We start from the raw sequence: 14,157 nt of genomic DNA, 5'->3' as shown, positions 1-14,157 counted from the left end.
GACAAAAAAAATGAACATACCATTCTCACCACCAGATATTAGCGATGAAGAAATCAACGAAGTAGTAGATGCTTTAAAATCAGGTTGGATAACAACAGGACCAAAAACAAAAAAATTAGAAAAAGATTTGCTAGAATTTACAGGAACAAGCAAAGGAGTTTGCTTAAATTCCCAAACAGCAGCAGCAGAAATGACCCTTAGAGTCTTAGGAATAGGACAAGGCGATGAAGTTATAACAAGTGCCTACACCTACACAGCAACAGCCTCAGTAGTAGAACACGTTGGAGCAAAATTAGTTTTAGTAGATACCCAAGAAGAAAATTTAGAAATGGACTACGAAAAATTAAAAGAAGCCATAAACGAAAAAACAAAAGCAATAATACCTATAGATTTGGGTGGAGTTCCTTGTGATTACGATAAAATTTTCCAAATAGTAGAAGAAAAGAAAAATTTATTCAAAGCAAATAACGATATTCAAAAAGCCTACAACAGAATAATAGTAATGGCAGATACAGCTCACGCTTTGGGAGCAGAATATAAAGGGGAAAAAGTAGGATCAATAGCAGATTTTTCAAACTTTTCCTTCCATGCAGTAAAAAATTTCACAACAGCAGAAGGTGGATACGCAACATGGAAAGACAAAGAAGGAATAGACAACGAAAAACTCTACAAAAAATATCAATTATTATCCCTTCATGGTCAATCAAAAGATGCTCTAAGCAAAACAAAACTTGGATCATGGGAATATGATGTAGTAGGAGCTTGGTACAAGTGCAATATGACAGATGTATTAGCAGGAATAGGACTTGCCCAAATAAAAAGATATCCAACACTTTTAAAAAGAAGAAAAGAAATAATAGAAAAATACGACAAGGCCTTTAGACCATTAGGAATAAAAAGTCTAAACCACTTTGACCAAAATCACAAATCATCAGGTCATCTTTATATAACACAAGTTCCTGGAATAGATACAGAACAAAGAAATAAAATAATAGAAGAAATGGCAGAAAAAGGAATAGCATGCAACGTTCATTACAAGCCACTTCCCCTATTAACAGCTTACAAAAATCTAGGATTTGAAATTAAAGACTATCCAAACGCCTACAACCACTACAAAAACGAAATAACCTTACCTCTTCATACAAAATTAACTGATGAGGAAGTTGATTATATAATTGAAAGTTTTTGTGAGATTGTGAAAAAGTATCAATAAAGTAAAGAAGGTTTTATGAAAAAATTAATGATTTTAGGAGCGAGTGTCCTACAAATTCCTGCAATAGTTCAAGCAAAGAAAATGGGAATATATGTTATAGCAGTTGACATGAATCCTAATGCAGAAGGTTTTTCATATGCAGATAAAAAAATAGTAGTAAGTACGACAGATACAAAAAAAGTCTTAGAAGCTGCAAAAGAAAATAATATTGATGGAATACTAACCATAGCAAGTGATAGGCCAATGATAACTGTAGCAAAAGTTGCAGAAGAATTAAATTTAATAGCAATTGATGAAAAAACTGCAATGAATGCTACAAATAAATCAAAAATGAGAGATGCCTTAAAAAAATCATCTGTACCAATACCAATGTATTTTTCAGTTGATGATTATGACCAATATAGAAAAGCTATAGAAAAAATTAAAAATAAAAACTACAAATGTATAGTAAAACCTGCTGACAATTCTGGAAGCAGGGGAATAAGGCTTATAGAAAATTATCAAGATCAAGAACTTGAAAAAATATATAAATATTGCAAAGGAAATTCAAACTCAGGTCGCCTAGTAGTTGAAGAATTTATGCAAGGACCAGAAGTTAGTGTTGAAACAATATCATATAAGGGAAATTGTCATGTAATACAAGTTACCGACAAAATTACTACTGGCCCACCATATTTTGTAGAAATGGGTCATAATCAACCATCATCATTAGATAAAGATACATTAGAAAAAATAAAAAAAGTAGCCATAGATGCAAACAAAGCAATAGGAATAGAAAATGGGCCATCACATACAGAAATAAAAGTGACAAAGGATGGACCAAAAGTTGTGGAATTAGGAGCAAGACTAGGAGGAGATAATATAACAACTCACCTAGTACCATACTCAACAGGAGTAAACATGGTAAAAGCTTCAATAAATATTGCACTTGGACAAGAAATAGACGTTAGTAAAAAATTTGAAAAAGCATCAGCAACAAGATATAAAAAATGTGATATTGGGAAAATAACGAAAATCACAGGAGTCGAAGAAGCAAAAAAAATCCAAGGAATAAAAAATGTGAAAATAGTTCATGGACTTGGAGAAGAGTCAAGACAGATAAAAAATTCAAACGATAGAGTTGCCTATGTTATTTCTCAAGGTGAAAATACTTCAAAAGCAACAGCTTCTTGCGAGAAAGCTCTGGAAATGATAAAAATAGAAGTAGAAAAGTAAGGAAAATAATGATATACAAAAATATTGTAAAAAGAATATTAGATTTAATACTAGCAATAATCGCTTTGCCATTTGTATTAATAATATGTTTAATATTTGGGATTTTGATATACGTTGAAGATAGAGGTGATATTTTTTATATAGCAAAAAGAAGGGGCTTAAACGGCTCCATTTTTGGAATGTATAAACTTCGCTCAATGAAAATGAATGCACCAGACATTAGAAACAAAGACAATTCTACTTTTAATAGTGCAAATGATCCAAGAGTTACAAAAATCGGAAAAATTTTGAGAAAAACTTCAATAGATGAGTTACCACAAGTATTTAATATTTTAAAAGGCGATATGAGTTGGATTGGACCTAGGCCAAATAATCCAAGCAAAATATATAAAGATATGTCGGATATTGAAAAGAAGAGATTGAGTATAAGACCAGGAGTAACAGGATATAGTCAAGCTTATTATAGAAACTCTATAAGTCAAGCAGAAAAACTTGAAAAAGATGTTTATTATGCTGAAAATTTAAACTTTATTTTTGATGTTAAAATTGTAATACAAACAGTTAAATCCGTCTTACTTCAAAAAAATATAAATACTAATTAATTATGAGGAATTGATACCAATGAAAAATTTAGATGGGAAAAAAATTCTATTTTTGGGAGCCTCAACTTATTTTTATGAGGCTGCAAAATATGCGAAAGATCAAGGGGCTTATATAATAGCTATAGATAGAAGACCGAAAGAAGAATGCATTGTTAAGCAAATTGCAGACGAAGAATATCTTATGGATACTACTGATATTGAAAGCATAAAAGAATTAATTTTAAAAGAAAAAATTGATGGAATATATCCAGGGGCAAGTGAAGTTAACATTCCTATTTCTATAAAATTAGCAGAAGATACAGGAATTCCAAAATATTGCGAAGAAAATCAATGGCAAATGGCAACGAATAAAGATATCTTTAAAGATGTATGTAGAAAATTTGGTGTACCTGTTACACCTGTATTTGATATTTCTGAGCCAATAGATAAAAAACAAACTTCAAAACTAAGTTTTCCTTTGGTTACTAAGCCGGTAGATAACAATGGTTCTACAGGAATCACTATATGTGAAAAAGAAGATGACTTTCTAAAAGCGTATGATAAGGCGAAAAAAGCTTCAAAAACAGGAAAAGTTTTAGTTGAAAAGAAAATGAACTTTGAACATAGTTTAATAGCTCACTATACAGCACAAAATGGAGATGTCATATTTTGTGGTCTTACAGATAAAGAATCAAAAAAGATTAATAAAGATAGTGCTCCTGTTATGTCAATACAATTTATGCCTTCTAAATTAACAGAAAAATTTAAAAATAAGGTAAATGATAAAATAATTAAAATGCTTGAGGGGATTGGCATTAATTATGGCCCAATATGGATAGAAGTATTTTATGATAAAGACAACTTTTATTTAAATGAAATAGGTTATAGGTATGGTGGATCATTGACATATTACCCAGTAGAATATTTGTTTGGTATTAATCAGATGCACTTATTGATCAATTATTTATCAACAGGTAAGCCGCTATATAAAGATTTTAAAGATATAAAAGAAATAAAAAATAGAAAAAATCATAAATATTGTATTTTACCAATGCAATTAAAACATGGAACTATTAAAGCTATAAAAGGATTAGAAGAATTAATAAACAAAGAATTCGTCTATGCATTTATTCAATCCCATATTGTAAACGATGTGATTGAAGAAACAGGAACAACACATCAGGTTTTTGGATATATTCACTTGGTTGCTGATAGTCAAGAACAACTTATTGAATATATCAATTATGTAAATGAGTCACTAAAAATATTAGATGAAAATGGCGAAAATATGTTAGATATTCTATATTGTAGATAAAATAAATTCAGAGGTGAAAAGGTGACGAAAATTAAAGTTATTTCAGAAAAACAAGTTATAGATATAATGAAAGATCACTGGATTGATGGAATTGATGTGATAAAAAAATCTTTTATACATAGAGGTAAAGATAGAGTTATTTTGCCAGAAAAATCCTCTCAGATATTTGATCCTATATCTCAAAATAGAATTAATTGTATGCCATCTACTTTATTAGATGAAAATGTAAGTGGTTTAAAATGGGTTTCTGTATTTCCAACAAACGCTAGTAAGAATATTGAAAATGTAAATGGTATTACAATAATATCTGAAATAAAAACTGGAAAACCAATTGCAATAGTATCAAGTTCTTGGCTTACAAAATTTAGAACAGCTGGAGTTGCTGCTTTAGCATCAAAATATTTGGCAAAAAAAGATAGTAAAACTATTGGTTTTATAGGTGCTGGAGAAGAAGCAAAAATGCATTTGGAAGTCTTTAAGCTCATCCATCCAAGTTTAAAAGAATGTAGAGTGTCATCAAGAACTCACAAATCATGCTTAAAATTTGTAGAAAATCTTTCAAAAAAATATAAAGATATAAACTTTGAAATATGCGACAATAATTTTGAAAAAGCCATTAGAGGATCAGATATTGTTGTAACTGCAATATCAGGTCAAGAGGCTGTTTTAAAGGCTGAATGGCTTGACAAAGCTAATTTTTATGTTCATGTTGGTGGATTTGAAGATGAGTATGATGTTGCCTTTAAGTCAGATAAAATAGTTTGTGATGAGTGGAATGCTGTTAAACATAGAGGAAGTCAAACTATAAGTAAAATGTATAGAGACGGCTTACTTACAGATGAAAATATTCATGCTGAATTAGCTGAAATTATTTTAGGTAAAAAAGAAGGAAGAAACGATAAAGATAATTTAATATATTTTAACTCTGTAGGAATGGCATATGAAGATGTGTTATTAGCTAAATTTGTTTATGATAAATCAGAAGATGTTGGCGAGATTTTAGAAATTTAATTTGGAGATATATTTTGGATAATAATGAAAAAATAAGATTAACAGGCTATAACAATGAAAAAGGCGTTAAAGCTTATGTAAAAAATCACATAAATAAGTATTCTTTGTTAAAAAATATGTTTATCGGAGAAACGTCTAAGCTAGAAAGCGTTAAAATATTTTTTGATTTTTGGATAAGTGTAATTGTTTTGGGTGCTGGAATTAATGATTATTTTCAATACAATTTTTATAAGAAAAACTATTCAGAAAGAAACAAATTTATAGTTGGAAGAAAATGGAAAAAAATATTGATTAAATGTAATGGCTCAACAAAAATCGATTTGTTTGATGATAAATTGAAGTTTAACAATAAGTTCAATGATTTTTTAAAAAGAGATTGGCTTGATGTTGATAATACTAGATTCGAAGATTTTTCAGACTTTATTTTAAAACATGATATTTTCTTTCTAAAACAAAATATAGGTAGTGGTGGTAATGGAATCACTAAACATAAATCTAATGAAATTAAAAATTTTGAAGAATTTTATAAAAAAATAAATGGAAAATCATTTATTTTAGAAGGAGCTTTAGTACAAAATAAAGAACTTGCAGAGTTTAATCCATCATCAGTTAATACAATTAGAGTTGTAACTATAAGGGATAATGAGAAAGTTCATGTAATGGATGCAATTCTTAGGATGGGAAATGGAGAAAAATCTACAGATAATTTCCATCAACATGGCTTAGCTATGAAAATGGATGTAAAGACAGGTGAAGTAATAAGCTGTGCTATAGATAAAAGTAATAATAAATACTATGAACATCCTATAAGTCACAAAAAATTATTGGGATTTAAAGTTCCTTATTGGAATGAAGTAATAGATACAGTTATAAGAGCTAGCAAAGTTTCAAATGAAGTTAGATATGTAGGATGGGATATAGCAATTTTAGATAATGGTGAAGTTTCAATAATAGAAGGAAATTGCTCAGCAGATCCCGATATAACTCAAATGCCTGAGCAAATAGGTAGATGGGAAGAATATAAAAAAGTTATAGATAATTTGTAGGGGTTATTTAATGAGGATAAGTTTTACTGGCGATATTATGTGTGAATTGCCAACTTTAAGAAAATCAAAAATAAAAAATAAATATAATTTTGATGGTATTTTATCAAATTCTAATATTTTTGAGAAAACAGATTATTTGGTAGGAAACTTAGAAACAGTATTGGCTGGTAAAGACGCAAAATATTCTTATGATATCTACTCTTATAATACGCCAGATTCATTTGCTGATGAGCTTTCCAGAGCTAAATTTAATCTTCTATCAACAGCAAACAATCATTGTTTAGATAGAGGCAAAGAAGGTCTTTTAAGAACAATGAATATCTTAAATAAGAAAAAGATTGATTATATTGGTACGAATATAGATAAAAATGGTAAAAGGTTTAAAATTATAGAAATAAATAATATAAAAATTGGTTTTTTAGCTTACACTTATGGATCAAATTACAGTATTAATAAAAATATGTTGAGTGCTGAAGATGAGTATATGGTAAATTTTTTTGAAAAACAAGATTGGCTAGATAATAGTAGGAAAGATATTTATTCTAAGTTAAAGGAAAAATTTATTTCTGCTGAAAATAGAGTTAGGTTAATGAAAATTTTAAAAAAAGAATATAATAGGCCTAGAATAGATGACAAAAACATTACTGAAATAAATAAAAATTTAATTGAAGATATATCTATTTTGAAAAGCAAGGTCGATTATATTGTTTTATTAATGCATTCAGGTGGACAATTCAATATTAAGCCAGGTATTTATACTCGTGAATTAGTAGAAGAATTAAAGGAACTTGGTATTGATATTGTTATTGGACACCATCCTCATATTGTTCAAGAGTGTAAGTTTGATGAAGATTTTTTTGTAGCTTACTCACTCGGGAATTTTTTTATGTCGCCTGATACTATATATTTAATAAATGAAGATTTACCTATGTATTCAATTGTTCTACACTTGGATATTCTAACTAATAAAGATTACGAATTATCATTTTCAATTGCTAAAATTATAAATGATAATGGGTCTGAAAAAGTAATCAATACTTATGATTTATTTAATTTAGAAGAAATAAATAGTAATAAGCTAATAAAAGATTGCGAGAAGATATATAAAACTTTTACTGGTAAAAATCCTATAGATTTTGATTTAAAAAAAGAATATAAATTAACGATGGAGATATAATGACTAAACTTAGTGTGGTTGTTGCAATATATAATGTTGAAAAATACGTGAAAAATTGTGTAGAATCTTTAATTGATCAATCTGATGATGATTATGAGATTATTTTGGTTGATGATGGAAGTACAGATTCTTCGGGAAAAATAATCGATTCTTATTTTAATTATGATAACATAAAAATAGTTCATCAAAAAAATAAAGGAGTTTCTGTAGCAAGGAACACGGGGATAGAAAACTCTAAAGGCGAATGGCTAACTTTTGTTGATGGTGATGACTATGTAGAGAGAAACTTTATTAGCAATATATGTAAATATATTGATGAAGTTGATACTGACATGATTGTATTTAATTATAACGCGTTTTATGATGAAAGCAATAAGTTTAAATGTAGAGTTTTGCCATTTGACAACAATCAATACATTACAGATAAAAAAGATTTGTTTCAAAAAAGAATGATATCACAATATTATAATGGTGGAGATCAAAAAACTGTAGTTTCATCAGGAACAACATGGTGTAAGGTTATTAAAAATAATATAATTAAAAATAATAAAATCAGATTCAAACCTGGGTTAATAAAAGCTCAAGATACTGTATTTTGGTTGAATGCAACAGAATATGCTAGTGAAATATACTATCTAAATGAATGTTTATATAATTATAGGCTATCAATGAACTCGATTAGTTCTGGTAAGAAGTATATGGAAAATAGTAGAGAAGAATTTGAAAATTTAATAAATGAATATAAAAAATTTATAGATAAGTTTAATAAAGATGATTCATACGTAGATGCTTTTAACCTAAGGTGTGTTCAAGTTTTAATGTGGAATATTGATCATAATTTTTTTAATAAAAAAAATAATAAAGGATTTAATAAAAAAATAAAACTATTTAGAGATTTAATTCAAGTTAAAACATATGAAGAGGCAATAGATAGTGTTTCTATGAATTTTTTACCTACGAGATTAAAAGTTATGATATTCTTTGTTAAGAGAAAAAGATTGAAATTATATTATTTTGTTTATTTATTGTATAATTTCTTATCAGGTATTAAAAATTCGAGAAAATAATTTTAATGAGTTTTAAATTTATTAAAAGGAAACACTAGATGGGAGAAGATGATGCTTAATGCAAAAATAAGAATTGATAAGAAAATATTAAAATATTATATATTTTATTTTTCAATGTTTTTAATGCTATTATTACCACCTGCAATTTCAGAAAATTCCTCGTCCTATTTAATCAATTTAATTAAAATTATATCTTACTCTATGTTAGTAATAAATTTTTTTGTTACAAGAAAAGCATTCAATTACTCGTTTTTATTAATAATAGCTTATAATTTGGTTTTGGTTCTATCCACAATTGTAAATAATGGCCAAATTAGTGAATCGATAAAACATGCGTTAGTAGTTCTGTTAGTTTGCTATACAATTATAACAATTTTAAAAGATTCATTAAAAACAGAGGTATTTGTTTTTGTAATAAGAGATATTAGTTTAATTTTTTTTATAATAAATATAGTTTTTTTTATTATTTTTCCAAAAGGAATACCAGCTATTACAAATGATCCCAAATTCCCTAATTTTTTATATATGAATGTAAATTCTACAATAAAATACTTACTTCCAGGAATGTGTTGTTCTTCAATAATTGATATGAAAAGAAATAAAAAAGTTTCTTTATATACTGGAATTTTTTTATTTGGTATTTTCTATCAGGCTTTGATGATTTATTTTACTGCCACAGCAGTTATAGCTTGCGTATTTATTTTGTTATGGATATTTTTTATTGTAAATAGTGGATTATTTAATTCAAAACAAATATATGGAGTAATAATTATTGTTATATTATTAATGGAAATACTTATTTCATTTAACTCAAAAATAATTATAATGATATCAAAAGTTTTGGGAAAGGGTGCAACATTAAGCGGAAGAACTATATTATGGTCAAATATTGTTAAACTTGTATCTGAGAGGATATTATTGGGATATGGAGCATTAAGTGATGTAGATTTAGTCAAAATTATAGGCAATTTTTATGGAGCTCATAATTATTTTTTGGACATATTATTCCAAAGAGGGATATTAGGATTAATAATTTTAGTTCTTATAATTTCTTATCCAATTTATAATTATAATTATAAAAACAAAAATAAAGTTGTTGATATTTTGATGGGATATAGTTTAGCTTGCTTGCTGATATCACTGTCAGAGCCTATATATACAAAAGAACATCTGATTATAGCAGTATTCTACTCTTTGATTTATGTAATAGATCAAAGTAATAAAAACAATTGTAAATTTTTTGATAAAAAATCATATTTACTTGAAAATAATAAGAAGGAAAGTGTAAATGAGAAGTAAAAAAGCATTTTTAAATGTATTAACAAATTTAATATTACAAGTTTTTATATTTGTTTATGGCTTTGTTTTACCAAAAATAATAATCAGCAAGTATGGGTCTAATGTAAATGGTTTAATATCATCTGTAACTCAATTTTTGGCGTATATAAGCTTACTTGAATCTGGAGTTGGGCCAGTTGTTAAATCTATATTGTATGAGCCTATCTCTCAAAAAGATGATAAAAAAATTACTGATATTTTGTATGCAACAGAGAAATTCTTTAGAACTATTGCTATTATTTTTATAATTTATATAGTAGTACTAACTTTTGCATATCCATATTTTATAAAAACGTCAAAAAGTACACTATATGTATCTTCTTTAATTATAATAATTTCAATAAGTATTTTTTCTGAGTATTTTTTTGGTATGGTTTATAGAATTTATTTACAGGCTAACCAAGAAACTTATGTCATTTCAATTATACAAATTGGTACATATATTCTAGCTATTATTGCAGCTATAATAATGGCAAGAGCTGATGTTTCCGTTCACATCTTAAAACTTAGTGTAAGTTTAATTTTTGTATTAAGACCGATTGCTCAAAATTTATATGTTAAAAGAAAATTTAATCTAGATTTAAAAAATGCTAATAAGAATTTTATTATAAAAAATAAGTGGGATGGACTTGCTCAACATATTGCTTATGTTGTTCACACTAATACTGATATTACAGTATTAACTATTTTTAGCACACTATCAGAAGTTTCAGTTTATTCTGTATATATGTTAATTGTAAAGGGTGTAAAAGCATTAATTACAGCTTTCTCATCAGGCCTTGATGCTTCTTTTGGTGATATGATAAGTAAAAAAGAAACGGAAAATTTAAGAAATAAATTTGAACTTTATGAAATTATTTATTTTATGATATGCACTGTTTTGTTTGCTTGCTCGGTAGTTTTAATTATACCTTTTGTGAAAATTTATACTTCAAATATTCATGATGCCGATTATATTAGACCTACTTTTGGTATTTTATTGGTTATTAGTGAGTGTTTGTGGGCAATTAGATTACCATATTTAACTTTGGTTTATGCTGCTGGTCACTTTAAAGAAACTAGAAAAGGAGCCTGGGTTGAGTGTATAACTAATATTGTTATTTCTGTAATTTTAGTTAGAAGATATGGTATTGTAGGTGTAGCAATTGGAACAATTATGGCTATGATAATAAGAACATCAGAATTTATTTATTATGCCAATAAAAAAATATTAAAAGTTAATGTTGTTAAAAGTTTAAAGAAAATTATAGAGTTAGCGGTTATAATATTTTTGACAGCCATCTGTGCAGGTAAAATATTCATTTTTCCAAATACATCTTATATATATTGGCTTATAAATGCAATAATTGTATTTGTTTTTGCATCTTTGTTAACATTTATTTTCAATATGATTTTTTATCGTGATAAATTAATGGATGTATTTGAAATATCTAAAGCAATATTAAAAAGAAAATCTATATAATTAGTTTATTTTTTATGAATTATGGAGGATATATGAATAAATTTAAATATTATATAAAAAGGTTTGGTTTAATTGGGATAATTAAACAGGTTCTAAAAAAATTTGGAGTAATTGATTATAATGTCTATGATTTTTTATATAAAAGATATTATTCAAAACTTAAAAAAGAAGATTTTGAGAATGAACTTATAGATTGGTATAAATATAGAAGCTTAAGTGATAAAAATCCTTTGGAAAATCCACAAACATTTAATGAGAAGGTTCAATGGCTTAAAATTAATGATTCTACAAAATTAAAGACTATATGTGCTGATAAATATTCTGTACGTGAATATATTGAAGAAAAAATTGGAAAAGAATATTTAATTCCTTTACTGGGATGCTGGGATAATTTTGAAGAGATTGATTTTTCAAAGTTACCAGATAAAATGATTTTTAAATCAACTACAGGCTCTGCAAGATATAAAATAATTGAAGATAAAAGAAATATAGATTATGAAGATTTGAAAAAGTCAATGGAACTATGGCAAAGACTCCCTTATGGTTATGCGGGTATGGAGATTCACTATTTGGATATAGAAAGAAAAATAATATGCGAAAAGCTTCTTGATATGGATGGTCCAAGTGTAGCTGATTATAAAATCCATTGCTTTAACGGAAACCCTCTAATAGTTGAATATATTTCTGATAGAAAAAATCATTCCTACCGTGAATCATGGTTTGATACTAATTGGAATAAGTTAAATATTGTTATGGATTCTGACTCAGCTTTGAATCATGAAATAATCCCTAATCCACCTGAAAAATTAGAAAAAATGATTGAAATTTCTAAGATTTTGTCTGAAGATTTTATATATGTAAGAGTAGATTTATATGAAATTGATGGAAAAATTTATTTTGGTGAATTAACATTTACACCAGCAAATGGCTTTGATGAATGGAAAGGTAGAAAATCTCAACTTTTAGTGGGAAAATTACTAAGATTACCTTATGAAAAAAGATTAGATATTAATGATATAAATAAAATAATGAGTGACTTAAAAGAATAGGAAAAATATTGAAAAAGCTATTATTGAATTAACAATGATAGCTTTTTTGATTTTAATCTCTTTTAAAAATATCTCTAGTATAAACTTTATCGATGACATCATCCAGGCAGTTGTTATATCTATTTGCAATTATAGCCTGGCTTAATTTTTTGAATTTTTTTAAGTTATTAACGACCTCTGATCCAAAAAATGTTTCTCCGTCTTTTAGAGTTGGCTCATAGATTATTACTGTTGCACCTTTTGCTTTTATTCTTTTCATAACTCCTTGGATAGAAGACTGACGGAAGTTATCAGAATTTGACTTCATTGTAAGTCTGTAAACTCCAATCACGCATTCTTTTTCCTTTTCTGGTTGATATTGATCGACACTATTATAATCATAATATCCAGCTATATTTAAAACTTGATCAGCAATAAAATCTTTTCTGGTTCTATTAGAATCAACAATAGCAGAAATCATATTTTGAGGAACCTTATCAAAATTTGCTAATAATTGTTTGGTATCTTTTGGAAGACAATATCCACCATAACCAAAAGAAGGGTTGTTGTAATGAGAACCAATTCTTGGATCAAGACAAACACCATTAATAATCTCTTCAGTATTTAATCCCTTGCTTTCAGCATAAGTATCAAGCTCATTAAAATAAGAAACCCTAAGAGCAAGATAAGTATTAGCAAAAAGTTTTACAGCCTCAGCCTCAGTAAAACCCATAAACAAAGTATCAATATCTTCCTTAATAGCACCATCTTGTAAAAGATGGGCAAAAATTTCAGCCTTATCACGACTCTCATCATCACAAGAAACAATAATTCTAGAAGGATAAAGATTATCATACAAAGCCTTAGATTCCCTCAAAAATTCCGGAGAAAAAATAATATTTTTAGTATTATATTTCTCCCTAACAGATTTAGTGTAGCCTACAGGAATAGTAGACTTAATAATCATAGTAGCAGAAGGATTAACCTTCAAAACCAATTCAATAACAGATTCAACAGCAGAACAATCAAAAAAGTTCTTCTTAGAATCATAATTAGTAGGAGCAGCAATAACAACAAAATCAGCATCCCTATAAGCAGACTCACCATCAAGAGTGGCAGTCAAATCAAGGTCTTTTTCCTTAAGATATTTTTCAATATATTCATCTTGGATAGGAGATTTTCTCTCATTAATCAAATCAACCTTTTCCTTAATAATATCAACAGCAGTAACATGATTGTGTTGAGATAACAAAGTAGCAATAGAAAGACCAACATAGCCCGTACCAGCAACAGCGATATTATATTTTTTATTAGAAAAATTCTTAGAAGTTTCCTTTTTCTCCTCAACAAACAAATCAACAACATCAAAATCCAAAACCTCACCAAGACTTTGGAGTTGATCAATAGAAGGAGTATAGTCGAGGGATTCAAGACGACTAATCATTGTTCTATTTATACCAGTAATTTCAGCAAGTTTTGATTGAGTGATATTTTTTTCTTTTCTTTTATCAGAAACAGTCTTAGCCATTTTTTCAATAGATAATTTTTTCATATATTCTCCATTTCAAATTATAAATTGTATAATAATAGTATCAAGTTAAGCTTGTGTTGTCAATTTAAACAACAAAACAATTTGAAATCGACCTGAAATAAAAATATATACAATTTTAAATAACTATATTTAAGTTTTCATTTTTATTTATT

At 27.3% G+C, this 14,157-nt stretch carries 12 protein-coding genes; 11 read left to right on the top strand and 1 reads right to left on the bottom strand.

Annotated features, from left to right (window positions below):
* Positions 1 to 10 precede the first annotated feature (10 nt).
* The 11 genes from BN3265_RS08370 to BN3265_RS08320 are packed head-to-tail and all read left to right on the top strand — an operon-like array spanning position 11 to position 12,474.
* On the top strand, positions 11 to 1,213 hold the full coding sequence (locus tag BN3265_RS08370; RefSeq protein ID WP_058991314.1) for a DegT/DnrJ/EryC1/StrS family aminotransferase: 1,203 nt from the start codon (positions 11 to 13) through the stop codon (positions 1,211 to 1,213).
* 15 nt (positions 1,214 to 1,228) lie between these two features.
* Positions 1,229 to 2,428, top strand: coding sequence for an ATP-grasp domain-containing protein (locus BN3265_RS08365; protein WP_058991117.1), 1,200 nt, complete (start codon positions 1,229 to 1,231; stop codon positions 2,426 to 2,428).
* A gap of 8 nt (positions 2,429 to 2,436) precedes the next feature.
* Positions 2,437 to 3,030, top strand: a complete 594-nt coding sequence (locus tag BN3265_RS08360) for a sugar transferase (RefSeq protein ID WP_082664122.1) — start codon at positions 2,437 to 2,439, stop codon at positions 3,028 to 3,030.
* A gap of 19 nt (positions 3,031 to 3,049) precedes the next feature.
* Positions 3,050 to 4,324: an ATP-grasp domain-containing protein gene (locus tag BN3265_RS08355; protein WP_058991116.1), complete on the top strand. Its 1,275-nt coding sequence runs from the start codon at positions 3,050 to 3,052 to the stop codon at positions 4,322 to 4,324.
* A gap of 21 nt (positions 4,325 to 4,345) precedes the next feature.
* On the top strand, positions 4,346 to 5,335 hold the full coding sequence (locus BN3265_RS08350) for an ornithine cyclodeaminase family protein (RefSeq protein WP_058991115.1): 990 nt from the start codon (positions 4,346 to 4,348) through the stop codon (positions 5,333 to 5,335).
* 14 nt (positions 5,336 to 5,349) lie between these two features.
* Positions 5,350 to 6,381 (top strand): sugar-transfer associated ATP-grasp domain-containing protein, encoded by a 1,032-nt coding sequence (locus BN3265_RS08345; protein WP_058991114.1) that lies wholly within the window; start codon positions 5,350 to 5,352, stop codon positions 6,379 to 6,381.
* Positions 6,382 to 6,391: 10 nt separating this feature from the next.
* Positions 6,392 to 7,558, top strand: a complete 1,167-nt coding sequence (locus tag BN3265_RS08340) for a CapA family protein (protein ID WP_058991113.1) — start codon at positions 6,392 to 6,394, stop codon at positions 7,556 to 7,558.
* Positions 7,558 to 8,625: a glycosyltransferase gene (locus BN3265_RS08335; protein ID WP_058991112.1), complete on the top strand. Its 1,068-nt coding sequence runs from the start codon at positions 7,558 to 7,560 to the stop codon at positions 8,623 to 8,625. The genes BN3265_RS08340 and BN3265_RS08335 overlap by 1 nt, the downstream gene beginning before the upstream one ends.
* Before the next feature lie 51 nt (positions 8,626 to 8,676).
* Positions 8,677 to 9,924 carry an O-antigen ligase family protein gene (locus tag BN3265_RS08330; protein WP_209436024.1) on the top strand — a complete coding sequence of 416 codons (1,248 nt, stop codon included), beginning with the start codon at positions 8,677 to 8,679 and terminating at the stop codon, positions 9,922 to 9,924.
* Positions 9,914 to 11,425, top strand: a complete 1,512-nt coding sequence (locus BN3265_RS08325) for a polysaccharide biosynthesis C-terminal domain-containing protein (protein WP_058991111.1) — start codon at positions 9,914 to 9,916, stop codon at positions 11,423 to 11,425. Before BN3265_RS08330 ends, BN3265_RS08325 begins: the two co-directional genes overlap by 11 nt.
* 32 nt (positions 11,426 to 11,457) lie before the next feature.
* A complete protein-coding gene (locus tag BN3265_RS08320) occupies positions 11,458 to 12,474 on the top strand; it encodes an ATP-grasp fold amidoligase family protein (protein WP_058991110.1) in 1,017 nt (338 codons plus the stop codon).
* Positions 12,475 to 12,526: 52 nt separating this feature from the next.
* On the opposite strand, the gene BN3265_RS08315 is transcribed toward BN3265_RS08320, so the two are convergent.
* Entirely contained in the window at positions 12,527 to 14,005 is a 1,479-nt protein-coding gene (locus BN3265_RS08315) for a nucleotide sugar dehydrogenase (RefSeq protein WP_058991109.1), read from the bottom strand.
* Positions 14,006 to 14,157: the final 152 nt, after the last annotated feature.

Origin of the sequence: Anaerococcus rubeinfantis (assembly GCF_001487145.1) — a bacterium.
In the GTDB taxonomy this organism is placed as follows: Bacteria; Bacillota; Clostridia; order Tissierellales; family Peptoniphilaceae; genus Anaerococcus; species Anaerococcus rubeinfantis.
This window is presented reverse-complemented; position numbering and strand designations above follow the sequence as displayed.

Coding starts and splice junctions, on each gene's coding strand:
- BN3265_RS08330 (WP_209436024.1), top strand. CDS start 8,677: ATGCTTAATGCAAAAATAAGAATTGATAAGAAAATATTAAAATATTAT.
- BN3265_RS08360 (WP_082664122.1), top strand. CDS start 2,437: ATGATATACAAAAATATTGTAAAAAGAATATTAGATTTAATACTAGCA.
- BN3265_RS08365 (WP_058991117.1), top strand. CDS start 1,229: ATGAAAAAATTAATGATTTTAGGAGCGAGTGTCCTACAAATTCCTGCA.
- BN3265_RS08355 (WP_058991116.1), top strand. CDS start 3,050: ATGAAAAATTTAGATGGGAAAAAAATTCTATTTTTGGGAGCCTCAACT.
- BN3265_RS08320 (WP_058991110.1), top strand. CDS start 11,458: ATGAATAAATTTAAATATTATATAAAAAGGTTTGGTTTAATTGGGATA.
- BN3265_RS08325 (WP_058991111.1), top strand. CDS start 9,914: ATGAGAAGTAAAAAAGCATTTTTAAATGTATTAACAAATTTAATATTA.
- BN3265_RS08315 (WP_058991109.1), bottom strand. CDS start 14,005: ATGAAAAAATTATCTATTGAAAAAATGGCTAAGACTGTTTCTGATAAA.
- BN3265_RS08370 (WP_058991314.1), top strand. CDS start 11: ATGAACATACCATTCTCACCACCAGATATTAGCGATGAAGAAATCAAC.
- BN3265_RS08335 (WP_058991112.1), top strand. CDS start 7,558: ATGACTAAACTTAGTGTGGTTGTTGCAATATATAATGTTGAAAAATAC.
- BN3265_RS08340 (WP_058991113.1), top strand. CDS start 6,392: ATGAGGATAAGTTTTACTGGCGATATTATGTGTGAATTGCCAACTTTA.